We start from the raw sequence: 24,973 nt of genomic DNA, 5'->3' as shown, positions 1-24,973 counted from the left end.
GGCGGCGAACGGACAGCACCGCCAGAGGGAAGTTCGTCCGCGACTGACGGTGATTCGTCAACTTCCGGTGAGTCGGATGCGGCGGGGCAGGGGCCGTTGTCCAGTCGGGCGGGGCTTGCGGGGTATCCGATGCACTCGCCGGCGCCCGTGACGCCGCCGCGCTGGCGGCGAGTGATGTGCCCGGCCGGGGTGCTGCCCGCAGCGGGGATTGCGGGAGCCGTTGCGGCCGTGGCGGTTCCGGTTGCTCGGCCGGGGATCGGCTGGCTGATCGCGGGTTTCGCGGCGGTGGTGGCGGTGGTGACCGTCGATCACCGCGCGCGTCGCGAAGCGGCCGCGGTCACGCCGAACCGGAACTGGGAGCGGGTCTGGTGGACCACCGCGACATTGGCGCTGCTGGCGGTCGGGACGTTCCGGGCGGCAGGGTGGCTGTTCGCGCTGTGCGCCCTCGCGGCCTGTGTGACGGCATCGCTGGCCGTGGTCGGGCGGCGGTCGGCCAACGGCGCACTGTATGACGTGATCGCGCTGCCGTTGTCCGCGTTCGGCGCGGTCGCGTGGGTTTATGTGGGGCTCGGCAGGTTTCGGGAAGGGGCCGGGGTCCGTGGCCGCCGCATCGGTGTCTCGGTGGCCGTGACCGTCGCGCTGCTGGCGATCTTCGTACCGCTGCTGGGCAGCGCGGACGCGACCTTCGCATCGCTCGTCGACGGGTTGCTGCCACGCATGAACACCGATTCCGTGGTGCGCTGGATACTGGTCTTCGCACCGGCGGCCGTCGGCTGCACCGCGGCGATGTACCTGCTCGCCGGACCGCCGGCGCCCGCTTCGGCAGGGCGGCAACAGATTCCGGGCCGGAGGCTCACGCTGCTGGAATGGGGACTTCCGGTCGGCGCGCTGACGGTCCTGTTCGCGGCGTTCATCGGCGCGCAGCTGATGGCCTTGTTCGGCGGCGACGACTACGTGCAGCGCACCGCCGGGCTGACCTACGCGGAATACGCCCGCAGCGGGTTCTGGCAGCTGGCGGCGGTCACGGTGCTGACGCTCATCGTCATTCTGGCCGTACTGCGCTGGGCCGCACAGGATTCGGCGGCTGATCGGAGATGGCTGCGGGTGCTGCTGTGTGCGATCACCGCACTCACCCTGGTGATCATCGCCTCGGCGTTCGACCGCATGTGGACCTATCAGCAGGCCTACGGCTTCACCGTGCTGCGGCTGCTGGTCGGCAGCTGCGAGCTGTGGCTCGGCGTCGTCTACGTCCTGGTACTCGTCGCCATTTTCCGCACGGACCGACAATGGCTGCCCCGCACCGCCATCGGCACGGCAGTCGCCACCCTGCTCGCGCTCGCCGCCCTGAACCCCGAGGGCCTGATCGCCGACCGCAATATCGACCGCTGGCAACGCGGGGAGAATTTCGACACCGCCTACCTGTCCTCCCTCTCCCCCGACATCGTCCCCGCCGTCGACCGCCTCCCCGGCCCCCTCCGCGACCACCTGCTCAGGAAACTCCGCAACGACCTCGACCCCGAAACCTGGAACAGCTGGAACCTCTCCCGATCCAACCTCCGCTAACTGGTCATTCCAGCACGCTGACCTCGCTATTCCAGCATGCCGACCTCGTCACTCCAGCACGCCGACCTCGTCACTCCAGCACGCCGACATCGTCACTCCGGCACGCTTTTGGCCGGAATCTACCGAGCCGAGTCGGTCACCGTGGATCCCGGCGAAAAGCGTGCCGGGAAATAAGAGGTGGCCTACGCCGATAATGAAATACGAGGGCGACCTTCGCCGAGATTGAAATAAGAGCACGGCCTATGCCGGGAATAAGGGCGGTATGCCGGGAAGGCCGAGGATCTCTGCCGGGGCAGACGGTCCCTGCCAGGGCAGACGGTCCCCGCCAGGGCAGACGGTCCCCGCCAGGGCAGACGGTCCCCGCCAGGGCAGACGGTCCCCGCCAGGGCAGACGGTCCCTGCCAGGGCAGACGCCGCTTCCGGGGCGGACGTCTCCGCCGGGGCGGACGCCTCCGCCGCACAGGCATCTCCGCCGGACAGACATCTCCGCCGGACAGACATCTCCGCCGGGCGGACGCCTCCGCCGGGGTCGGAGCCCGCTTCGCCAAGGGGGCCGGGGGGGTGGTGTTGCTGGTGGCACTGGTGGCGCCTGGTTTGTCCGGCTTACTGCTGATGGGAACAGCTGGGGGGCCGGGTGCTGGGGATTTGCTTAGGGTGGGGGTGCGTACCAACCGGTACGCACGCTCGGATACGTGGCCCCGGGTCTCTTCGCACCGGGGCCAGCCGAGTATCACGGCGCACCGGCGCCGGTGCGCCCGGACCTGCTGGATGCCACCGTCATTCAGCAGGTAGCAGAGTCCTACAGCGGCAGCAGGTGGTGCTTGCGCGGGTTGCGCTGCAACTTCTTGTCGCGCAGCAGGTGCAGGGCCCGGCGGATCTCCAGCCGCGTCGTGGCAGGCTCGATGACCGCATCGATGAAGCCGCGCTCCGCCGCCACCCACGGATTCGCCATGGTCGCGTTGTAGAAGTCGATCATCTGCTGCCGGATCGCCTCGCGCTGGTCCTCCGGCGCCGCCTCGATCTGCTTGTGCCCGATCAGGCTCACCGCGCTCTCGGCACCCATCACGGCGATGCGCGCGGTCGGCCAGGCCAGGTTGATGTCGGCGCCGAGTTGCTTGGAGCCCATGACCGCGTACCCGCCGCCGTAGGCCTTGCGGATCACCACGGTCACCTTCGGCACCGATGCCTCCACGAACGCGAACAGGAAACGCCCGCCGCGCTTGATGACGCCGATCTTCTCCTGCTCCACACCGGGCATGAAGCCGGGCGTATCGACCACCAGCACCAGCGGGATCTCGAACGCGTCGCACAGCCGCACGAAATGCGAGGCCTTGTCCCCGGCGTGCGCGTCCAGCGCGCCCGCGGAGACCATCGGCTGATTGGCGACCACGCCGACGGTACGCCCGTCCACCCGGGCGAACCCGGTGATCACGTTGAGCGCCGCCGACCCCCCGATCTCGTGGAAATCCCCGTCGTCGAAGATGCGCAGCAGAATCTCGTGCATGTCGTAACCGGCGTTGTCGGAGTCCGGCACGATCGAATTCAGTTCCAGGTCGCTGTCGGTGGTCTCCGGCTCCAGCCCGGGATTCACGATCGGGGGCGACTCCTGGCAGCTGGTCGGCATGTAGCCCAGATACTGGCGCACCCATTCGAAGGCCGCCTTCTCGTCCTTGGCGACATGGTGGATATTGCCGTACTCGGCCTGGCTGCGGGCGCCGCCCAACTCCTCGAGGCTGACGTCCTCGCCGGTCACCTCGCGGATCACCTTCGGGCCGGTGACGAACATGTACGCCTCTTCGGTGGCGACCACGACGTCGGTATTGATCGGCTGGTACACCGCCCCGCCCGCGCAGCTGCCGAGGATCAGCGAGATCTGCGGCACCATACCCGACAGCGGCTCCACCTTCAGCGCCATATTGGCGTACCAGGCCAGCGAGGTCACCGCCTCCTGCACGCGCGCGCCGCCGGAGTCCTGAATGCCGATCACCGGGCACCCGACCTTGCCCGCGAACTCCATGATCGCGCACACCTTGCGGCCGAACATCTCGCCGACCGAACCGCCGTACACGGTCTGATCGTGCGAGAACACGGCCACCGGGCGCCCCTCGACGAGCCCGTGACCGATGACCACACCGTCGCCGTACAGGGCGTTCTTATCGCCCGGATTGCGAACCAGCGCACCGATTTCCACGAATGTGCCCGGATCGAGCAGCATGTTGATCCGGTCGCGCGCGCTCGGAATGCCCTTGCGCTGCCGCTTGGCCACCCCCGCCGCACCCGCCGGCTCCTGCGCTAATTCGAGCTTCTTCCGCAGATCGGCAAGTTTTTCGGCGGTTGTACTCACGGATTCACCTCGCTGGCGCCCGCTGCCGCTGTGTGCGCGGCATGCTGGCGTGGTTGTTCTCACTGCGCTAGTCCGTCATTCCGGCCGAAAGCGTGCCGGAATGACGGGGAAACCGATGGTCCCGCGGGCACATTCACTGCGTACCCTTCGCGATCGCAGCCAGCTTCTGCGTCAGGTCGGCACCGATGGTGGCGATACGGGGCTCGTCGATGATCTGGAGATGCTCGCCCGGGATGTGGATGATCTCCAGGTTCGGGAGGTAGTCGTCCCACCCGCCGTTGGGCTGCCGTTCGGCGAATCGCGGCTCCAGCTCGATCATGCCGTCGTGATAGCGATCGGCCAGGTACAGCACCACATCCCCGTCGTAGTGCGACGGCTGCGCCTTCTCCAGCTCTCGGCTATCGAGCCACGAGGTGCGCTGGTGCTCGATCACGCCGCCGGGAATCTTCACATCGGCGAACTCGAGCAGACCCGTGATGATCTTGTACTGCTCCTCGTCGGAGGCATCCGCCAACTCCTGCAGCATATCGTCGTCGAGTTCGCCCTCGATGCCGTAGGTCTTCTGCGCGAAGGCCTGGAAACGCTCGATCCGGGCACGGCGGCCCTCGGGGCTGGTGTCCTCGGGCTGCGTCGGAATCGCGAGGTCGATCAGGCCGACGAGCCGGACGTCGTCGCCCTCGGCGCGCATGAGCTGCGCGACCTGCAGCGCCGACACGGCTCCCAGCGACCAGCCGTAGAAGATGTACGGACCATCGGGCTGCAGCTCGCGAATCTTCGGAACGTATTGGCGGGCACGCTCTTCCATCGAGCCCTCGACTCGTTCGAAGCCGTACATCGGGGTATCCGCGGGCAACCGCTTCAGCAGCGGCTCGTAGACGAGCGTATTGCCGCCCGACGGGTGGAACACGAAGACCGGTACGGCATTCGAGCCCTCCGCGCGGGCCCGCAGCGTGCGGACGAAGCCGTCGACATCGCCGCCGCTGTCCTGGTGCTGACGCACGATGTCGGACAGCTGCTCGATGGTCTCGCAGTCGAGCACCTCCTCGACATCGATCTCGGCGCCGACGCGCTCGGACAGCCGGGCCGCCAGCTGCTGGGCGGTATCCTCGTCCAGGATCGGCAGGGTGTTGAACACGCCGCCCGCCGACTTGCCGGTGATCTGCGCCCAGGTGCCATAGGTCAGCCGCTCGGCGGCATCGCGCGGGGGCACATTGCCCTCGGTGGACGACCCGCCCGCCTGCTCCGCCGGAGCCTCGGCCTGCTGCTCGGCCAGCTTCTCCTTGACGACCGCCGCCGGATCCGCACCGGACTCCATGGCCGCGCGGGCCGCGTTGACGAAGTTGTCGTCGACGGTCAGCGAGCCGCCCTCGGCGGCCTGCTGTTCGGCCATCGCGGCGACCTCGTCGCGGTGCTCGATGGCGTAGCGCAGTACCTTGGAGACCTCGTTGAGGCTGGCGTCGCGCACGGCCGAGACCTGCAGCTGCGGGATGTCGAACTCGTACTCGACCCGGTTCTTGATGCGCATGGCCATCAGCGAGTCCAGGCCCAGCTCCATCAGCGGGATCTCCATCGGCAGATCCTCGACGGAATAGCCCATGGATTCGGCGACGATGATCGCCAGCCGCTGCTCCACGGTCTGGGAACCGTTCGGGTCCCACCGGTCCCCGAAGGTCTCCACGACCTCCAGATCGGCGGCGTCGCCCGAGTCGTCCCCCATCATTCCGGCGTGCTCTGGGCCGGAATCTCCCTGGCTCCCGGCCAAAGACGCGCCGGGATGACTATTCGTGGACGCGCCGGGGTCAATGGAGGTGGATGCGCCGGGATGACCGGACGCGGACGCGCCGGACGGCGAGCCGGTCACGACGGCCTCGAACAGCAGCCGGAACGCGCCGTCCTGCCTGCCGTGCACCTGCACCGACGCGCCGCCCAGATGCGGTGTGAGCGTGGTGGTCACGGTCCCGGAGGCGGGCAGCGGCGAATGCGCGACCGTGGCGCCCACCGAGACATCCGAAAGCACCTGCGCCGCAGCGGCTCCCACCAGCGCCGGAAGACCGGCGACGGCGCCCGCGGCCACCTCCCAGACATGCCGCCCGTCCGGCAGCGCGACGTGCGCGCCCGGCACCCGGCCGGAACCCGCACCCGAGGCGATGGCGACCTTGGGCCAGTACTCCTTGCGCAGGAACGCCGTTCGCGGGATGTCGGCGTACTCCCCGGCGGGCAGCAGCGACGACAGATCGACCCGGTGCCCCTGCACGTAGAGCTGCGCCAGCGCCGCGATCACACCGGCGGACTCGTCCTCCTTGCGCTTGAGCGTGGGGATGAGCGCCGCGTTGTGCACCCCGGCCGCGAACGTCGTGCCCAGAACCTGCATCAGTGCAACGGAATTCGGCGCCAGCTCCAGGAACGTGGTGATGCCGCTGTCGACCGCCTGCCGCACCGCGTTGGTGAAGTACACCGGGTGGCGCATATTGGTGACCCAGTAGTCCACGTCGTGCACCGGATCCGAGCCCGCGCGGTACACGGTGGCCTTGTGCACGGTCGAGTACAGGTCGACGGTCGGCTTGGTCGGCTCGATCCCGGCCAGCTCGGCGGCCAGCTCGCCCAGCAGCGGATCCATCTGCGAGGTGTGCCCCGCACCGCGGACCTGCAGCACGCGGGCGAACTTGCCCTCGGCCTCGGCGCGGGCGACGACGGCCTGCACCTGGTCCGGCGGGCCGCCGATCACGGTGTTGGTGGGCGCGGCGTAGACGGCGACCTCGAGGTCCGGGTAGTCGGCCAGCACCTTCTCGATATCTTCGGCGCTGTATTCGACCAGCGCCATATTGCGGACATCGGCCTCCGAGAGCATCTGCTCGCCCTCGCCCATCAGCCGCGACCGCGCGCAGATCACCCGCACCGCGTCCGCGAGGTTCATGCCGCCGGAGATGTAGGCGCCGGCGGCCTCACCCTGCGAATGCCCGACCACACCACCCGGCTCGGCGCCGTGCGCGTGCAGGACCGCCGCGAGGCCGACCTGGATGGCGAACACGCCGACCTGCGACGTACCCACATCCCAGTCCTGCGCGTCGTCGAGGATCATCTCCTTGACCGAGTAACCGGCCTCGTCCTGCACCAGTTCGTCGACCTCGTCGACGGTGCGGGCGAAGATCGAATTCTCCCGGTAGAGCTGCTTGGCCATCTTGCGGTGATGCGAGCCGAAGCCCGACAGCACCCACATCGCGCCCTTGGCGGCGGGCGCGTCCGCGGTGAAAACGCCCTGCCCCGGTTTGCCTTCGGCAATGGCGCGCAGCCCGGCAATGGCCTCCTCGCGCGTGGTGGCCAGCACCACGCCGCGCGACCGGCCGTGATTGCGCTTGGCCAGCGACCGCGCCACATCCTCCAGCGAAGCCGCCTGTCCCGCTTCGGATTCCAGCCAGTCGGCCAGGTCCTTGGCGGCACGGCGGCGACGCGACGGCAAATACGCCGAGACCGGCAGGATGACGGGCAGCGGCTCGGTGCGCTCCTCGGTCCACTCCGGAACCTCGGCATCGGCCACCACATCGGTGGTCTCGTCATCGAGGAGTTCGTCCAGTCCGCCCTGGGTCCCGGCATTCGCCGGGATGACCGAATCGGAGGAAGGCACGTACTCCTGGATCACGACGTGCGCGTTGGTGCCGCCGAACCCGAAGCCGGAGACACCGGCGGTGGCCTTGCCGCTGTAGCGCGGGAACTCGGTCGGCTCGTCGACGACCTTCAGATGCGCCTGCTCGAACGGGATGTACGGGTTGGGACCGGCGAATCCGATATTCGGCGGAATGACGTTGTGCTGCAACGCCATAATGATCTTCGCCAGCGAGGCCGCACCGGCGCCCGACTCCAGGTGGCCGAAGTTGGTCTTGGCCGACCCGAGCAGCGCGGGCTTGTTGTCGTCGCGCCCGCGACCGATCACGCGGCCGAGCGCATCGGCCTCGATCGGGTCGCCGAGCAGGGTGCCGGTGCCGTGCGCCTCGATGTAATCGACGGACGACGGCGGGATTCCGGCGTCGCGATAGGCGCGGCGCAGCGCGTCCGCCTGCGCGTCGGGGTTCGGGGCCAGCAGGCCGTTGGAGCGGCCGTCGTTGTTCACCGCGGAACCCTTGATGACGGCCAGGATCCGATCGCCGTCCTTCTCCGCGTCGGCCAGCCGCTTCAGCACGAACATGCCGCCGCCCTCCGAGCGGATCATGCCGTCCGCGTCGGACGAGAACGCCTTGATATGACCGTCTTTCGCGAGGGCGCCCGCCCCATCGAATCCGAGCGTCGCGAACGGAGCCAGCAGCATGTTGACGCCACCGGCGAGCGCGACATCGGCATCACCGCTGCGAAGCGCCTTCACCGCCTCGTGCACCGAGACCAGGGTGGACGAGCACGCGGAATCGACCGAGACCGACGGCCCGCGGAAGTCGAAGAAGTAGGACACCCGGTTGGGAATGATCGACGAGACGCTGCCCGTGATCCCGTAGGCGGCCGCCGTCGCCGGTGTGTTCGCATCGACCGGAGCGCCCGCCGCCATCGCGACGAGGAACATGAAGTCGTTGCCCGAGGAGCCGATGTACACCCCGACCGGCTTCCCCTTGAGGTCGCTGGCGGGAATTCGGGCGTGCTCCAACGCTTCCCAGGTCAGCTCCATCATCAGCCGCTGCTGCGGATCCACCCGCTCGACCTCGACGGGCGACATCGCGAAGAATTCGGCGTCGAAGCCCTTGACCACGTCCTGATCGAGGTAGCCGCCCCGCGTGATCGACTTCTCGACGGCCTCGGCCACCTGCGGTTCGGCGGTGAACTCCGACCACCGCCCCTCGGGCAGCTCCCGGATACCGTCGCCGCGGTTGATCAGGAAATCCCAGGTCGACTCCGGGGTGTCGCCCGCCCCCGGCAGTCGCGTCGACAACCCGACGATGGCGACGTCGTGCGCCTCGCCCGGCCGCAGCCCCGCGGTATAGAAGGAATCGTCCTCCGACGTATCCGGCTCCTCGGGCACCCCGCCCGCCGCGATGACCTCCGCCAGCGACGCGATGGTCGGATGCTGATAGACGACCGTCGCGTTCAGCATCACGCCGGTGAGGTCCTCGATATCGCCGCCGAGGGCCAGCGCATCCCGCGAGGCCAGTCCGAATTCCTCCATCGGCCGGTCCGTCGTGATGTTCTCGACCGGCTGCCCGGTCGCCTCGGCGACCCAGCGCCGCAACCACTCTCGCAATTCGGCCACCGACATCTCGGTGTCCGCGGTGTTCTCGGTGACCGATTCGCTAGCGGGCGAAACGGCGTCGGTCGTCTGGGTGCCCTCGTTGTCAGCCATCAATTCCTCAAGCTACCTGGATGCGGGTGTCGGGTGGGCAGGGATCGATAGCCAGTATCGCAGCGACCGCTCACTCTTCCTCGGGTGCATCGGGGAAGGCCTGCTGCGTGTAACCACCGCGCAGGGTGCCCTCCAGGTACGCGGCCCGGCAGGCGCGACGGGCGATCTTGCCGCTCGAGGTCCGCGGGATCGATCCGGCCGGAACCAGCAGCACGTCGCGCACGGTGACGCCGTGGCGCTGCGAGATCGCCGCCCGCACCGCGTCGGCGATCGGCTGCGGATCGGCCTTGTGCGCGCCCGGGCCGCGCTCGGCGACGACCACCAGCTGCTCGGAGGCGTCGTCGGCGTCGTAGCGAATGCCGGAGTGGCTGTCGGACTCGAACACCTCGGGCGGCAGCTGGTTTGCCGGTACCGAGAAGGCCGCGACGAAACCGGGGCGCAGCAGCTTGCTGGCCTCCTGCGCCGAGTACTCCAGATCCTGCGGGTAGTGATTGCGGCCGTCGACGATCACCAGATCCTTGACGCGGCCGGTGATGTACAGCTCGCCATCGATGTACACGCCGTAGTCGCCGGTCCGCATCCAGGTCGCGTCCGCGGCCGAGCCCTCGGCCTTGCTGCCCTCCGGCAGGCGGTTGGCGAGGATGTTCTTGAAGGTCTTGCGGGTCTCTTCCTCGCGTCCCCAGTAGCCGATGCCGATGTTGTCGCCGTGCAGCCAGATCTCGCCGACCTGGCCCTCGGGCAGTTCGCGGGCGCCCGCCGGGTCGTCCACCGTTTCCGCGTCGACGATGGTGGCCCACTGCGACAGCGCGACATAGCCGCAACTGACCTGCGCGATGGCGTTGGGCGCGTTCTGCTCCACCTTCACGATCCGGCCCGCGTTGAGCTCGTCGCGGTCGACGTAGATGACCTTGGCCTCGTCCTCGGCCCGGGTCGCCGAGACGAACAACGTCGCCTCGGCCATGCCGTAGCACGGCTTGATCGCGGTCTTGGGCAGGCCGTAGGGCGCGAACGCCTCGTTGAACTTCTTCATCGAGGAGGTGGTCACCGGCTCGCTGCCGTTGATCAGGCCGATGACGTTCGACAGGTCCAGCGATTCGCCGTTCTTCGGCAGGCCGCGCGCGGCCGCGTGCTCGAAGGCGAAGTTCGGTGCGGCGGCGAAGGTTCCGGCGCCATCGGAGTGCGCGGCCAGCTCGTGGATCCAGCGGCCCGGGCGCCGGACGAAGGCGCTGGGCGACATGATGGTGATGAACTTGCCGCCGATGGCAGGCAGGATCACGCACAGCAGGCCCATGTCGTGGAACAGCGGCAGCCAGGTGACGCCGCGCGAATTCCAGTCCAGATTGATCGCGTTGATCATCTGCAGCAGGTTGGTGCCCACCGCGCGGTGGGTGATCTCCACACCGGCCGGGGTACGCGTCGATCCCGACGTGTACTGCAGGTACGCGATGTGGTCGACGGTGATGTCGGGATAGGTCCACGACTCGCCGAGCGAGTCCGGCACGGCGTCCACGGCGATCACGCGCGGGCGCTGCGCGGCGGGCAGTGGGCGGAAGAACTGGCGCACCCCAGCGGCGGAGGAGCTCGCCGTGAGGATGGCCGCGGGCTTGCAGTCGCCGAGCACGGCGTGCAGGCGGTCGGTGTGGCCCGGTTCCTCGGGATCGAACAGCGGCACGGCGATGGTGCCCGCGTAGATGGCGGCGAAGAAGGCCACCACGTAGTCCAGGCCCTGGGGCGCCAGGATCGCGACCCGGTCACCGGGCTCGGTCACCTGCTGCAGGCGGGCGGCCACCGCGCGCAGCCGAATGCCGAATTCCTGCCAGTTCAGGTCCTGGTACTCACCGTCGCGCTCACGGGAGTAATCGATGTAGCGGTAAGCAAGCGTCTTCGCGTCGTCGCGAGTGTGCTTCTCGACGTAGTCGACCAGGGTCCGTCCCGGGGGAATTTTGATGTTCCCGGACTCGTCCAGGTAGTCGTCGAAAGTCTCGTCCGTCATTCCTTCTCCTCCGAGGCACACGCAGTACGGCGCCCTGGCCGCTGTTACCCGTGAGGCCCCGACTCTCTTACGCCCGCGGACGCTCTGTGGTGCGAGAGCATGCCCGCAGCTTTTTCCGGCGGTCTGCGCGGTGACCACCTATCGGCTAGATGTACTCAAACCAGGGACATGTTACAGAGCAGGGCCCGAACCAGTACCCGGTGCAAGCGAACATGACCCTCTTACGCCTCCCGCAGCAACGGGATCACCGGCGCGAAGGCATCCATCTGAGTAGGAAACACCCCGACATAGGACATCGAGGTGAGTTTCCGCACGTTACGGATCTGCTCGGCGATCTCGTCGAATGTGCCGATTGCCACATAGGGGGACGTCAGGATGTCGTCCACCGACAGTTGCACGTCCACCTCGAGATCCGGATGCAGACCCTTATCGATGGCCGACAGGGCCATCTCGGCGGTGCGCTCCCGGTCGTCGGTGATCACCACGGCGGTGATGGTCCAGTTCAGCTCGATGTCGGCGAACCGATCACCGGCCGCCTCCTTGATCAGGTTCACCTTCTCGATGGTCTTGGCGAGGGTGATGCCCGACAGCAGGCCCTTCCCATCCTTGGTGGTCCGGGGCACGACCGAGATGATGTCCGCGTGTTTGGCGGCCAGCCGCAGCATCTTCGGGCCGCCGCCACCGGTGACCAGCGGCGGGCGCGGTCCCTGCCGCGGCCGCGGGGTGCCCTTGATGCCGCGCACCTGGTAGTGCTTGCCCTCGAAGTGGCACTCCTGCCCGCGTAACAGCACATCCAGGATGGTCAGCGATTCGTCCAGCTTCTCCAGCCGCACGCCCGGCGACTCGTAGGGGATCCCCGCGGCCTCGAACTCGCCCTTGATCCAGCCCGCGCCCACGCCCAACTCCAGGCGCCCCTTGGACAGCACGTCGATGGTGGCGGCGTCCTTGGCCAGCACCACGGGATGGCGAAAGCCGTTGGCCAGCACCGACGTTCCGATGCGGATCCGCTCGGTGGCCACCGCCAGCGCGCCCAGCGCGGCGATCGGGCCGATCTGCGGGCCGAGATGATCGGGCACGGCGAAGGAGTCGTAGCCGTACTCCTCGGCCTGCTGCGCCAGTTTGACGAACTTGCGCGCCCCGCCCTCTTGCTGATTCCCCTCGCCCGCGGCCGCGAACCGGAACCTGCGCGGCGGCGTACCCAAGGCAGTCACCTCTGCGGTAGCGGCGACTTCTGTCATGAACTCATGCTCCTGGCTGTCCGGAATGGCTGCGACGCCGGGCCGATCCGAGAGGATACGGCTCCGGCGTCGCGATCATCGCTGCACTTTACAGCCTGCCCCCGAAACCTTGGGGTTCTCGGGGTTGACCCCTGTTAATAGTCACGAATGGGGCGGGTGCGGGGCGCCATTGATCAGGTCCGTCGCCCAATTCGTCGTCCACTGCGTGGCGGTGGCGCCGCTGTCGGGATCGACGACGAACGAGTTGTAGCCGTTGTGCACCGGATTCCCGACGGCCCGCACCAGCGTCGCCAGCGCGGGAATCATGTTGAGCGGGTTCAACGCCTGTTTCGGAGCATCGCAGATCAGGTCGCCGGGTGCGCAGATGGTGAAGGTCTTGTCGGCGAGCTTGCCGAAGCCCTGCCGCGGCCCGGTCATGCTGATGCCGGGGACGGTGAGCCCCTTGAGCGCGACCTCCGCGCCCACACCGGGCGGGTTCGGCCCGATCCCGGTGGCCTGGCCGGGCCCGAAATCGCGCCGCCCGTCGGCGATCAGCATCACGCCGAGCACCTGATCGGGCGATACCGGCCCCTTACCCGCGCCGATCTGCGCGGCGAGGTCGCCGCCGATCACGGCGCCCTGCGAGAAGCCCGCGATCACATAGCTGGTCAGCGGGCATTCCTTGGCCATCGAGGTGAGCTCGTCGGTGGCGCGCCGGGTGCCCTCCGAGCGGCTGTTGTTGTAGGACTGCTGGCCGTCCGGCGGGATCGCGATCGGATTGGAGAACTGCGCGACGTACGGGACGGTGTAGACGTCGAGCCGTTCCTGCGGGAACTGCTCGCGCACCGGATTGCTGATGTTCAGCATCAGCGAGGCCGGATTGGCGGTCGGGTTCTCCGGATCGTCGCCGCTGTGGGACTCCCAGGTACCCGGAATCGACAGCAACTGTACGTCCGGGCAATGCGCCGGCTGTGTGACGGGCGGGCGCGGCTTGGGCGGCGTCGGCTTGGGGATGCGCAGCACCCCGGCCAGCAGGTACCACAGCAGCAGCACCACGACGATCAAGACGACGATGCCCGCCAGGAACAGCAGGCAACCCCGGCCCCGCCCGCGCCTGCGGCCGGAGAAGCCCGAACGTCGCGCGTTCACTTGTCGCAGTAGCTCTGGGTCGCGACGTCGACGTAGATCTTGCCCGCCTGCTCGACCGGCATCTTCGCCGGATCGTAGGCCGGATCGGACCCCGCCATGGCATTCACGTAGGTGGTGAGCTGGTCATTGGGCATGCCCGCGGCCTTGCCCTGGCAGACGAAGCTCGCCGTGGTCACCGCGACGTCCGGTGTCGCGGTGACGCCGCGCTTCTTCAGTTCCTCGACCAGCGCCTCGTCCTTGGCCGACAGCGGGGCGGAACCGGCGGCGGTCGTGGGCTGCACCGGCTGCGGGCGCTCGTCGGCGCTGGCGCTCGGCGCGGAGCCGCCCTCCTCCGGCGGGATCTGCACCACGGACGGGAGCGTCGGGGTGGGGCCGGAGGCCGAGGTGGTGGAGGGCTTCAGCGTGGGCGTGCTCGACGCGGTCGAATCGTTGTCACCGCAGGCGGCGAGCAGGCCAGCGGCAACGAGGGCGAGTGCCGCCGTCGCGGCTCCACGGGTCCGAAGCATGAATTCGTATCCTCGATCTGTTCAACAGGAGCAACGGGTCGCCCACCAGGCTAATGGCAGGCCGTGCGATAGTAGCGATCCCGGGACGAACCTTCAGGCAACTCTCATGGCTCCGCCAACGGCCGCGAGGGTCGGTCAGATGCCGTGCACCTCGGGCTTGCCGTCACGGACGACGATGAATCCGGTCTGGAAGTTCTGCTGCACCCCTCCCGGCACCGGGAACTCGTCGCTGATCGGATAGCCGAGCCGACCGTTCTCGAAGCCCTGCTGGGCCCAGGTGTCCATGATCGGCCCGTGGCGCACCGCCCAGGTCCCCGACAGCGGACTCCAGTAGATATTGCCGCCCTCGAACGTGCTGCCGCGCCCCGCGTCCTTCAGCGGCAACTCCTCGCCGGTCGGGAAGCCCAGCTGGCTGTTCTCGAAGCCCAGTTGCGCGTACTTGCCGAGTATCAGCCCCTGCAACCGGTGCGCGCCGGTCTTCTGGCTGAAGTACACGGTGCCGTTCTCGAAGCCCTGCACCACACCGTCCCGGTTCGGCGTCTTCAGTTCCGGCCCGATGGGATAACCGGCGGGACCGTGTTCGAAGCCCTGCGCGCCCCACTCCTGCAGGATCGCGCCGCGCACGATCTGCGCACCGGTCTGCGGAGTCCAATACACCGAACCGCGCTGGAAGGCCTGGAAGCGGCCGCGCCCGTCCGGCAGCAGGGTCTCGGGGCCGACCGGCAGCCCGAGCGGACCGGCGGGACCCGCGGCCGCCTGATAGAGACCGCCGATCGTGCCCGCCGTCGGATACGCGCCCGCGGCCGACGACCAGAACACCCGCCCGGCCTTGAAATCCTGTGCCGTGCCCCCGGCCACCTGGTATTCGGGCGTCACGCAGCCGCCGAGCCACGGGTTCGCCTGTGCCACACCGGCGATCGCCCCGCCGGTCTGGCACGCGGAGGCGGCGGTGTCGACGCCGAGCGCGGCGGCCGCCTGCGGCCAGGACTGCCGCATCTCGAAATCCCAGTACGGCCAGGTGTGGGTGCCGGAGGCCCGGTAGCTCACCTGCACCGGCACCTGCAGCTGGTTCAGCTTGCCGACGAAGTTCTGGGTGGTCAGCCGGGACAGGATCTCGAGCCCCATGCCCGCGTAGTTGGTGCTGATCGCGGGCAGGTCCGGGCTCGGGCTGTCGAAGGCGCCCGTGGTGCCGCTACCGGCCGAGACGTACAGGCTGGTCCCCTTCAGCTTGTCCGCCAGCGCGTACGGGTCGTGCGCCTTCCACTCGTCGGTCCCCGGCGGGCCCCACATGGCGTTGGCGTCGAAGCCGCCCGCGTCGCGCATCGCGAACATGATGGCCTGCGGCATACCCAGCGTGGTCGTGGTGAGGAAGCCCGAGTACGAGGCCGCGTACTTCACCCAGTCGGGATTGCGCCCGGCCAGGAACATCGCGGCCGTCCCGCCCATCGAAAGCCCCTCCACGCCACGCACGTTCGTGGCCCGCCACTGGCTCTCCAGCAGCGGCGGCAGCTCCTTGGTGAGGAACGTCTCCCACTTGTAGTTCTTGCCGTTGTTCTGCTGCGCCCAGTCCGAGTAGAAGCTGGACTGGCCGCCGACCGGCAGCACCACGGTCACGTTCTTGTCGGCGTAGAAGTCGACGGCGCCGGCGTCCTTGGTCCAGCCGCTCTCGTCGTCGGTGGCGCGCAGGCCGTCGAGCATGAACAACAGCGGGAAGCGCGCCTCCGGCCGGATGTTCCAGTCGCGGGCCAGCAGCAGTTGCACCTGGATGGGGGCGCCCATGGACGGCGAATTGACCCACAGCGCCACCCGCCGGTCGCTCAGCCACACCGCGCGCTGCACGGTTGCCCCGGCCGCGGCCGCCACGTTCGCGTCCGGCTGGGCCGCCGCGGGTGTGATCGCGGCGGAATAGCCTGCGGCGAGCGGCAACACGACGACGGCGGCGAGCACCGCCATCCGCCCCCGGCCCGACCGCGCGCGCCGTAATCGAGCGCCCCGCGCTCGCCCCCACCTACCGTCAGCCACACCTGCCACAGGAGTGTTGTACCGCGATGCACACCGGTAACCGCGCAAGACGCGCGGGAACCAGTCAACTTACCCGGCACGACACCGGTCGAACCGTACGAATCCTCACAAACGGCGCGCCGAACCACGAAACGCCGGTTGTCCCGCCCTCCCGGCATCCCTCCAATCATCTCCCGGCATCCCTCCGACTATCTCCCGGCATCCCTCCGACCATCTCCCGGCATCCCTCCGACTATCTCCCGACATGCCTCCGACCATCTCCCGACATGCCTCCGATCATTTCCCGGCATGCTTTTCGCCGGGATCACCGTCTCAGAAAAGCACTGGGGCGCCGCGTGATAGATCACGCGGCGCCCCAGTGGTCGTTTGCCGGGTCAGGCTCCCAGTGCGGCCAGGATGCCCGGGCGGGCCTTGGCCAGTTCGTCCTGCCAGTACTGCCACTTGTGCGTACCGGTGGCCGGGAAGTCGTAGGTGGCCGGGATGCCCAGCGAGTTGAGCCGGGCCTGGAAGGAGCGGCTGCTCACCATCGAGATGGCCTCGAGGGCCATCGCGTTACCGGTGTTGAACATGCCGACCGGCGAGGTGTTGCCGTCCGCCGGGCCGGGGAGGCCGCTGCCCGAGGAGATGAACAGCGGCAGGCCGCGCAGCTGGGGCGCGAACACCATCGGGTCCGACCGCAGCCACTGCGGGCTCCACGGCGCCGCCATCGAGTCCACGTTGAACTTGCCCGCGTCCAGCATCATGATGCGGATCGCCTCGCGCATGCCGGGCGCATTCCAGTTCAGCGGGCCGGAGAAGGCGGATGCGTGCTTGAACTGGTCGCGGTGGAAGGCCGCCAGCCGCAGTGCGGCCGGACCGCTCATCGACAGGCCGGCGACCGCCCAGTTGTTCTTCGAGACGCCGTAGTTTGCCAGGAAGGCGGGCAGCTCCTGGGTGAGGAAGGTCTCCCACTTGTAGGTGAACTTCTGCCCGTTGGTGTTGCTCGGCGCCGCCCAGTCGGCATACCAGCTGGACTGACCGCCGACCGGCATCACCACGGTGACGTCGTCGCCCGCGAACTGCTCCTGCGCATTGGTCTCGAACGACCAGGCGTTGCGGTCGTCGCGGGCGCGCAGGCCGTCGAGCAGCAGCATCGCGGCGTTACCGCCGCCGCGCGCCCACTGCACCTGAACCTTCACCGGGCCCATGCTGGACGGGACCATCAGTTCCTCGTAGCCGCCGGCCGGGGTGCGGTGCACCGGGGCGACAACCGGGTTCGCCAGCGCGATCGCCGGTGTCGCCACAGCGGCCGCGATCGGGAGAGCCAGCGCCGCGGCGCTCACAGCGAAAAGTCGTCTGCGCCAACCGAGCTGAGCATTTCGCCGTCCCTCACGGACGGTCGCCGCCAGCGCGGCGGACCTGCCGAAACGCATGGATCTTGCTCTCTTTCTGCTGCTGTAGCCTGCTGTTGTAGCCGTGCCGCGAGAGCATGTTGCTATCGGCAGCACTTTCAACACCCATCTCGGATCCCGACCTCCGAGCTGAGCGACGGCGCGTCTACGAACTGGTCACACTTGCGCTCGCTGGACGATATTCGACCGCCCAACCGTTAGCAAGGTGGAACGAACCGCGTGACCGAAATCCGCCCGTGCACGTTTCGTAATGGTGCGGAGACCCTATCGCGTCCGACCGGTGATTGTCGCGCGATACGAAAAGCCCACGGCGGTCCCGCGTTTCGATCTTGCGCCGCGGGACCGGTAATCGGCGCCCGCCGGGACTATCCGAGGTTGGCGCTGAGATCCGGCAGCATCTTGTAGACCTGGTCGGTCCAGTAGTGCCAGAAGTGCACGCCGACGGGCGTGTAGTCGAACACCGCGTTGGCGGCGCCGAGGCTGTCCTGGAAGGCGCGGGTGTTGGCCAGCGCGATCGTCTCCAGCACCTCGGCATTGGTCAGGTGGTAGGCGTCGATCGGACTGCGCACCGCATCGCGCGGCCCGGGCAGGCCGTTGCCGGAGGAGATCCACAGCCGGGTGCCGTTCTGGCGCAGCAGCGGCGCGGCGAAGGTGGGGTCGTTGCGCTGCCAGCGCGGATCCCAGGGCGGACCCCACATGGCGTCGATATTGAAGCCCCCCGCGTCCAGCATCGCCGCGCGCAGGGCCTCCCGCATTCCCGGGGCGGAGGTATTGAGATACCCCGAATAGGAAGCGGCATAGCGGAATTGATCGGGGTGATAGGCCGCCAGCGTGAGCGCGGCGCTGCCGCCCATCGACAGTCCGAAGACCCCGTTCCCGGTGGGCTTGAATCCCAGCCGGTCCCGCAGGGCATTGCGCAGATCGCGGGTCAGGAAGGTCTCCCAGGTGTAGCGAACCTGCTGGCCATTGGTATTGCTCGTGGACGCCCAGTCGGTATAAAAGCTGGACTGGCCGCCGATCGGCATCACGACATTGATGTTCCACTGCGGCAGTACCCGCGAGATCTCGGTATCGATCTCCCAGCCGGACAGGTCGTTGCGGGCCCGCAGGCCGTCCAGCGCGTACACCACCCGATCGGTATTGCCGTCGGCGGCGCGGAATACCCGGCTCTTGATCGCGCCCATATCGGAGTCGGCCCAGAAGTCGAACCCCGCGGGGTTGTACGCGGCGGCCGCCGGACCTGCCGTCCCACCCACCACCGTGGCTACCGGAAACGCCAGCGCCAGGGCCATTCCGGCAATCGCGCGACCGAACCGGCGAGACCGCCTGCCACACCGCCGTTGTCGAGCCGATATCTCATTACTGGCAACTGCTCCGCGCACCCGACCAGAACGCAACGACCCGACCTTTCGCCCATGCGATCGACAGTGACCGCAACCGGAGATGCATGACGTGCGACATCCGACAACCGAAACTTCCGTGGTGACCGAACGTTTCGGCGTTACTTCTATAAGGCAGGTATTCGGTGCGGGCACGCTCGAAAACGCCCGCCGAGACCAAATCGTGACGTAAACCACAAATTTGCTGCACCGGCACTCGGTCCACCACGCGAGTGCCGGTGCAGTACTAGCGCCGTTACCCGATATTGGCCGAGAGATCCGGAATCATCCGGTAGGCCTCGTCCTGCCAGTTGAACCAGTCGTGCACGCCGACGGCCGGGAACGAGTACACCGCGTTCTGCGCGCCCAGCGACATCATCCGCACCTGGAAGGCACGGGTATTGGCCAGCGCCAGCGCCTCCAGCGGCGCGCCGCGGATGACCCGGTCGGCGGCCGCGCCCACCGGCGGCGCCAGATCCTGTTGCGACGGAACGGCGCTGCCCGCGGCGATCCACAGTCGGGTGCCGTTCGCGATCAGCTGCGGCGCGAAGACGAACGGGTCCATCCGCAGCCACTGCGGGCCCCACGGCGGGGCCATCGAGTCGACGTTGTAGCCGCCCGCGTCGATCATCGCCGCGCGGATCGCCTCCCGCATACCGGGCGCGGAGATGTTGAGGTAGCCGGAGAAGGAACCGGCGAAGCTGAACATGTCCGGGTGGTAGGCGGCCAGGGTGAGCGAGGCGCTGCCGCCCATGGACAGGCCGAACGTGCCCATGCGGTTCGTGTTGAACCCGAGCCGGTCGCGCAGCGCGTCACGCAGCTGCACGGTCAGGAACGTCTCCCAGTCGTAGCGGTAGCTCTTGCCCGGACCGTCCAGGAAGGTCTCGGTGGCGCCCGAACCGGTCGAGGAGCCGAAGCCAGGGGTCCCGACGCCGAAGAAGTTGCTGGGCGCGTTCCAGTCCGCGTAGAAGCTGGACTGTCCGCCCACCGGCATCACGACATTGATGTTCCAGTCGGTCAGCACCTGGGCGACGTTGGTCTCGATCTCCCAGCCGTTGAGCGTCTGCGGCGCCCGCATGCCGTCCAGGGCGTAGACGACGCGATTGGTGTTGCCGTCCTTGGCGCGGAAGATCCGCGACTTGACCGGGCCCATCGCCGGTGAGTCGACCCAGAAGTCGAAACCGGACGGATCCAAGGCCGCCGATGCGGTCGCGCCGGATCCCGCCACGGATACTCCCAGCGGCAGCATCAGCGCCAGTGCCATGCCCAGTACCGATCGCCTCCGCCACGAACCCTGCCTATGAGGTTTGGGCTTCCTGCGCGCAAATCGCATCGACTTCGACCTTTCACTCGAGAGCCGACCGCGATTCATCCCTCGCCACGCGCCCGGCCCTCACCTTCGGACAACACAGACAAAACCGTCGGCGTCCAGAGCACGCCGTTGTACTGCACGTTCTGCGATACGAATCGAGTATCGGCGATCCGGTGTTGCAACAAAGTGATTCAACTCGGAATTGCCCCAAACAGTGACCTGCGACACATAATCGACCGAAATCGGTTCAGAATCGCGATATCACGACTACCAGCAAATATTCAGCTTCATCGAGCGGAATGGGCCCGGACGGCAAAAAGCCCCACGGCGGACACGCCGCCGTGGGGCTTCGGGGGATCGCGCGATCCCGGAGTATCAGCCGATGTTGGCCGAGAGGTCCGGGAGCATGCGGGAGACCTCGCTTTCCCAGTAGCGCCAGTTGTGCACGCCCACGCTCGGGAAATCGTAGGTGACGTTGTTGGCGCCGAGCGACATCATGCGCACCTGGAACGCGCGGGTGTTGGCCAGCGCCAGCGCCTCCAGGCCCATCGCGTTGAGCGTGTTGAAGTTCGGGCCGTCGACGGGACCGGGCAGGCCGCTACCGGCCGAGATCCACAACCGGGTGCCGTTGGCCTTCAACCGCGGCGCGAACACGAACGGGTCCATGCGCAGCCACGCCGGGCCCCACGGCGGCGCCATCGAGTCGATGTTGTAGCCACCGGCATCGACCATCGCCACGCGCAGCGCCTCCCTCATACCGGGCGCCGAGACATTGAGGTAGCCGGAATACGAACCCGCGTAGCTGAACTGCTCCGGGTGGTAGGCGGCCAGCGTCAGTGCCGCGCTGCCGCCCATGGACAGCCCGAACGCGCCGTTGCGGGTCGAACTGAAGCCCAGCCGGGACGACAGCGCGTTGCGCAGGTCGCGGGTCAGGAAGCTCTCCCAGTCGTACCGGTAGCTCTTGCCGGGACCGGCCGCGAGCACCTGGGTGGCGCCCGAACCCGACGCGGAGCCGGACGACGAGCCCGAGATCGGCGGCAGGCCGAAGAACGAGCTGGGCGCGTTCCAGTCGGCATAGAAGCTGGACTCGCCGCCGATCGGCATCACCACGTTGATGTTCGCGTTGGCGAGCTCGGCGGCGACGTTGGTCTCGATCTCCCAGCCGCTGATGTCCTGCCGGGCGCGCATGCCGTCGAGGGCATAGACCACGCGGTTGGTATTACCGTCGGCCGCTCGGAAGACTCGGGTCTTGATCGGGCCCATCACGGGCGAATCGACCCAGAAGTCGAATCCGGCGGGGTTGAACGCGGCAGACGCGGTACCGGCTCCTGCCACCGAAACCCCGAACGGTAGCAGCGTTGCCAACGCCACCCCCAGGGCGGATCGCTTGACCCAGCCGGCGCGGCGCGAGCCATGCTGCAGCGCCCGTCTCCGACGTCTTTCCTGCGCCCAACGCACAGTCACGCCTCGCATATTCTGTTCGGCCTTTCCCTTGTGCGGCCGGGCCCGGCCGCTTCTTGCGGATCACCGTCGACGCATGCGAACACACGCCCTCGACGGACGTACTCATGGGAGCCTATCGCTTCGGCGATGTCTCCGCGTTACCAAATTGAGACAGAGTGGCGAAAACCGCAGGATCTGCGGTCCCGCACTCCTGCTCAATTCGGAACCGGGGGTGGAATCGGATCGACCAGCTTGCACCGCTGGATCTCGTACTTGGGCACCCGCTCGATGCGGTACTTCGCGAAATCCAGCGATTGGATGATGTTGCTCTTGAACCGCTGGAACGTCAACGGTGCGCGATAGGACGCCAGCAGGTCCTGGGTGGCGGGGCAGCCGAGGGCCGTGCGGGCCTGGATGACCCACTTCTCGTCCATGAACCACGGCATCCACGGGTGCCGATCCACCATGCCGGTATCGACGAGCACCCAGTCCGGGTAGAGGTTCTTGTCGTGCCCGATGCGGCCGTCGACCAGCCGGTCGGTGTGCGCGGCCAGCGGGTAGGCCAAGCCCTCCTGATCGATCACGCGCACGCTCAGCGGGACGTTCATGCTCGTCATGCCGAGATTCAGGAAGTACACCGTGTGCCCGGCGCCGCCCTCGGGGATCGGCAGCGGCGGCGGCGCGACGTACCACATCGTGAACGACGGCGAATTGATCAGCAGCCCGCCGTTCGGGGTGTTCTCGATGGCCTGCACCATCGCGCGCATACGGGGGTAGTCCAGGTAGTCCTCGGACAGGATCGGATGGTCGTGGCCACTGTTGAGGACGTAGTAGATGCGCTCGTCGACGATGCCGGTGGCGCTGAGCTGACTGCCGGAGGTATTGGCGACGGTGCCGGAGACGAACAGTGCCCACCCAACGGTGGCCACCCAGCCCACCAACGGCACCGCGAACGACCACCGCGCCCACCGCCGAGCACCCTCCCCTGCCGAACCCCGCCGCGCGACACCGCCTTCTGCCGAACCCCGCTGCGCGACACCCTCTCCCGCCGAACCCCGCCGCGCGACACCCCCTTCTGCCGAACCCCGCTGCGCGACACCCTCTCCCGCCGAACCCCGCCGCGCGACACCCCCTTCTGCCGAACTCCGCTGCGCGACACCCCCTTCTGTCATTCCGGCATGCTCTCGGCCGGAATCCCGCGCGCGATCCGGCAGCCGGATCGGCAGCACCGCCACCGGCAGCAGCAGGATGAACAGCTGCGGCAGCAGCATCCGGCCGTGCATGAAGTCGCCTCCTACGCGAATGTTGAACAGCACCAGCAGGAGTCCGGCGAACAGCATCAGCGCGACGATGGCACCGGGCGTACGCAGCCGCCGTTGCCACGCCCGCCACCCGGTGACCTCGCCGTCGGTATTCCCGGCGCGCCGGGACGACCGTGCCAGGTGGCTCGCGATCGCCGCCAGGACCAGTACCGGCAGCCAGAGGAAGTACGGGCCGACCAAGTCCCACAGGTAGGTGAAGCCCTGCGCCCACTTGGCGCCGCTGGCCTCCTTGGCGACGGCAGTGTTCGGGTAGGGCAGGCCGTAGTAGCCCATCCGCCAGATCTGATAGCCCACCGGCACGGCCCCGCCGATCGCCACCAGCAGGGCGCGAATCACGATGGGCCGCGACCGCGGCGGAAGCCACGGGTACCGCAGCGAATCCGGCATCGGCGCGCAGAACACCAGCAGCAGCGCCAAGCCGCCGAGGATCGTCATCTCGGGGCGGACCAGCCACGACAGTCCGGCCCAGAACACCAGCCCGAAATAGCTTGCGAGACCGGGCTTCCCGGCCTGGCTCCAGCGCATCAGCAGATACCACAGCACCCCGAGCCAGAAGATGACCAGGCAGTTCTCCAGCCCGGAGCTCGCGTAGTCGCGGGCCGGGGGCACCGCGATGTAGACCAGGGCGCCCGCCGGAAGGAGCAGTTGACCCGGCGAGCGGCCGCCCCACAGCCGAGCCGAGCCGAGCATGGCGAAGACGACGGCCAGCACCGACAGCACCAGCGCGACGGCGAGCACCACGTACTCGAGCCGGGCTTGGGTGAGCCAGCTGAAGAACCAGACGACATAGGTCCAGGCAGCGCTGGTGTTGGTCTCCACCCGCTCGCCCGCGTTGAAGACCGGACCGTTACCGGCCAGCAGGTTGCGCACGGTGCGCAGCACGATGAGCCCGTCGTCGGCGATCCAGCGGCGCTGCCAGGCGCCCGCCGCGAAGAGGACTCCGGTGAGCACGATCCCACCGACGAAGGTGGCCCGGGACAACCGCGCGAAGCGGGAGGCGCTCGCCTCCCGCTCGTATTCGCCGACCGCCAGCGTGCTGGTCGGCGGTCCTTCGCGCTCTTCTCCCGCTACCAACCTCTCGTCAGGTGAGATAGACAGCGACACCTACCGCTCCGATCCAGGCGATGGCCAGTACTTGCAGTACACGATCCTTAAGCGCAATTTCCTCGGGCTCACCGGCCTCGCCCCCGTCCACATCCACCGCATACCGCAGGACCGCAATAGTAAGCGGAACAATAGAAATCGCGTACCACTGCGTGTCTTTGGTTTCCTGCTGCTGGAAGGCCCACAGGCTGTAGAAGATCACCAGAGCCGTGGCGGACAGGGTCCAGATGAACCGCAGATAGGTCGGCGTGTAGTACTGCAGCGACTTGCGGATCTTCGCGCCGGTGTCGAGCGCGATCTTCAACTCGGCGTACCGCTTACCGGCCGCCATGAACAGCGAGCCGAACGCCATGACCAGCAGGAACCACTGCGACGGCTCGATATTCGCCGCCGCGCCACCGGCGACGGCGCGCAGCAGGAAGCCCGAGGACACGATGCAGATGTCCAGCACCGCCTGGTGCTTGAGCCCGAGGCAGTAGGCCAACTGGATGCCGATGTAGATCGCCATCACCACCGCCAGATGCCAGGACGCCACGAACGACACCGCGATGGACCCGACCAGCAGCGCCACCGACAGCGCGTACGCGATGTTCACCGGGAGCACCCCGGCGGCGATCGGGCGATACCGCTTTGTCGGGTGCGCCCGATCGGCCTCGACGTCCAACGCATCGTTGATCAGGTAGATCCCCGAGGCCGCCATGCAGAACACAACGAAGGCGATGCCGACGTACCCGAGCACGGATGCGCTCGAGACCGCATCCCTGCCCGCCGCCAGCGGAGCCGCCAGCACCAGGACGTTCTTCACCCACTGGCGCGGGCGGACGGCCTTGACGATGCCGCCGGCCAGGGACTTCGGCGGTCCCTTGATGACGGCCTCGTCCAGGTCGACGCTGGTCGGCTCTTCACTCATA

At 68.0% G+C, this 24,973-nt stretch carries 14 protein-coding genes; 1 reads left to right on the top strand and 13 read right to left on the bottom strand.

The features are described from left to right. Window positions 1–129: 129 nt before the first annotated feature. On the top strand, window positions 130–1,563 hold the full coding sequence (locus ACYVLQ_RS10695) for a DUF4153 domain-containing protein (protein WP_460697239.1): 1,434 nt from the start codon (window positions 130–132) through the stop codon (window positions 1,561–1,563). 799 nt (window positions 1,564–2,362) lie between these two features. On the opposite strand, the gene ACYVLQ_RS10690 is transcribed toward ACYVLQ_RS10695, so the two are convergent. From ACYVLQ_RS10690 to ACYVLQ_RS10630, 13 genes are all read right to left on the bottom strand, one after another. Then, window positions 2,363–3,907, bottom strand: a complete 1,545-nt coding sequence (locus ACYVLQ_RS10690) for an acyl-CoA carboxylase subunit beta (RefSeq protein ID WP_460697238.1) — start codon at window positions 3,905–3,907, stop codon at window positions 2,363–2,365. Between the two features lie 133 nt (window positions 3,908–4,040). Beyond that, on the bottom strand, window positions 4,041–9,224 hold the full coding sequence (pks13, locus tag ACYVLQ_RS10685; RefSeq protein WP_460697237.1) for a polyketide synthase Pks13: 5,184 nt from the start codon (window positions 9,222–9,224) through the stop codon (window positions 4,041–4,043). Window positions 9,225–9,294: 70 nt separating this feature from the next. Beyond that, complete coding sequence (gene fadD32 / locus ACYVLQ_RS10680) at window positions 9,295–11,217, bottom strand: long-chain-fatty-acid--AMP ligase FadD32 (RefSeq protein ID WP_460697236.1); 1,923 nt, start codon at window positions 11,215–11,217, stop codon at window positions 9,295–9,297. A 221-nt stretch (window positions 11,218–11,438) separates the two neighbouring features. Continuing rightward, window positions 11,439–12,455, bottom strand: a complete 1,017-nt coding sequence (locus tag ACYVLQ_RS10675) for an LLM class F420-dependent oxidoreductase (protein WP_460697235.1) — start codon at window positions 12,453–12,455, stop codon at window positions 11,439–11,441. A 141-nt stretch (window positions 12,456–12,596) separates the two neighbouring features. Next, complete coding sequence (locus ACYVLQ_RS10670) at window positions 12,597–13,583, bottom strand: cutinase family protein (RefSeq protein ID WP_460697234.1); 987 nt, start codon at window positions 13,581–13,583, stop codon at window positions 12,597–12,599. Continuing rightward, window positions 13,580–14,089 (bottom strand): DUF732 domain-containing protein, encoded by a 510-nt coding sequence (locus ACYVLQ_RS10665; RefSeq protein ID WP_460697233.1) that lies wholly within the window; start codon window positions 14,087–14,089, stop codon window positions 13,580–13,582. The genes ACYVLQ_RS10670 and ACYVLQ_RS10665 overlap by 4 nt, the downstream gene beginning before the upstream one ends. Before the next feature lie 135 nt (window positions 14,090–14,224). After that, window positions 14,225–16,042: an alpha/beta hydrolase-fold protein gene (locus tag ACYVLQ_RS10660; RefSeq protein ID WP_460697444.1), complete on the bottom strand. Its 1,818-nt coding sequence runs from the start codon at window positions 16,040–16,042 to the stop codon at window positions 14,225–14,227. Between the two features lie 443 nt (window positions 16,043–16,485). Next, window positions 16,486–17,523: an alpha/beta hydrolase gene (locus ACYVLQ_RS10655; RefSeq protein ID WP_460697232.1), complete on the bottom strand. Its 1,038-nt coding sequence runs from the start codon at window positions 17,521–17,523 to the stop codon at window positions 16,486–16,488. Window positions 17,524–17,867: 344 nt separating this feature from the next. Continuing rightward, window positions 17,868–18,794, bottom strand: coding sequence for an alpha/beta hydrolase (locus tag ACYVLQ_RS10650; RefSeq protein WP_460697231.1), 927 nt, complete (start codon window positions 18,792–18,794; stop codon window positions 17,868–17,870). A gap of 343 nt (window positions 18,795–19,137) precedes the next feature. Then, entirely contained in the window at window positions 19,138–20,214 is a 1,077-nt protein-coding gene (locus ACYVLQ_RS10645; protein WP_460697230.1) for an alpha/beta hydrolase, read from the bottom strand. A 354-nt stretch (window positions 20,215–20,568) separates the two neighbouring features. After that, the gene (locus tag ACYVLQ_RS10640; RefSeq protein ID WP_460697229.1) at window positions 20,569–21,666 is read right to left on the bottom strand and encodes an alpha/beta hydrolase; all 1,098 of its coding nucleotides are present in this window, start codon (window positions 21,664–21,666) and stop codon (window positions 20,569–20,571) included. Window positions 21,667–21,851: 185 nt separating this feature from the next. Beyond that, window positions 21,852–24,056: a hypothetical protein gene (locus tag ACYVLQ_RS10635; RefSeq protein WP_460697443.1), complete on the bottom strand. Its 2,205-nt coding sequence runs from the start codon at window positions 24,054–24,056 to the stop codon at window positions 21,852–21,854. After that, the gene (locus ACYVLQ_RS10630; protein ID WP_460697228.1) at window positions 24,040–24,972 is read right to left on the bottom strand and encodes a decaprenyl-phosphate phosphoribosyltransferase; all 933 of its coding nucleotides are present in this window, start codon (window positions 24,970–24,972) and stop codon (window positions 24,040–24,042) included. Before ACYVLQ_RS10630 ends, ACYVLQ_RS10635 begins: the two co-directional genes overlap by 17 nt. Between the last annotated feature and the right edge of the window lies 1 nt (window position 24,973).

This window comes from Nocardia thraciensis (assembly GCF_054782435.1).
Note: the sequence above shows the minus strand (reverse complement) of the source record. Positions and strands in the feature narration are given on the sequence as shown.

Bases quoted from the DNA above. Each gene is read 5' to 3' on its own strand.
- ACYVLQ_RS10640 (WP_460697229.1), bottom strand. From the start codon at position 21,666: ATGCGAGGCGTGACTGTGCGTTGGGCGCAGGAAAGACGTCGGAGACGG.
- pks13 (WP_460697237.1), bottom strand. From the start codon at position 9,224: ATGGCTGACAACGAGGGCACCCAGACGACCGACGCCGTTTCGCCCGCT.
- ACYVLQ_RS10660 (WP_460697444.1), bottom strand. From the start codon at position 16,042: ATGGCGGTGCTCGCCGCCGTCGTCGTGTTGCCGCTCGCCGCAGGCTAT.
- ACYVLQ_RS10630 (WP_460697228.1), bottom strand. From the start codon at position 24,972: ATGAGTGAAGAGCCGACCAGCGTCGACCTGGACGAGGCCGTCATCAAG.
- fadD32 (WP_460697236.1), bottom strand. From the start codon at position 11,217: ATGACGGACGAGACTTTCGACGACTACCTGGACGAGTCCGGGAACATC.
- ACYVLQ_RS10665 (WP_460697233.1), bottom strand. From the start codon at position 14,089: ATGCTTCGGACCCGTGGAGCCGCGACGGCGGCACTCGCCCTCGTTGCC.
- ACYVLQ_RS10655 (WP_460697232.1), bottom strand. From the start codon at position 17,523: ATGCGTTTCGGCAGGTCCGCCGCGCTGGCGGCGACCGTCCGTGAGGGA.
- ACYVLQ_RS10675 (WP_460697235.1), bottom strand. From the start codon at position 12,455: ATGACAGAAGTCGCCGCTACCGCAGAGGTGACTGCCTTGGGTACGCCG.
- ACYVLQ_RS10695 (WP_460697239.1), top strand. From the start codon at position 130: ATGCACTCGCCGGCGCCCGTGACGCCGCCGCGCTGGCGGCGAGTGATG.
- ACYVLQ_RS10645 (WP_460697230.1), bottom strand. From the start codon at position 20,214: ATGCGATTTGCGCGCAGGAAGCCCAAACCTCATAGGCAGGGTTCGTGG.
- ACYVLQ_RS10650 (WP_460697231.1), bottom strand. From the start codon at position 18,794: ATGGCCCTGGCGCTGGCGTTTCCGGTAGCCACGGTGGTGGGTGGGACG.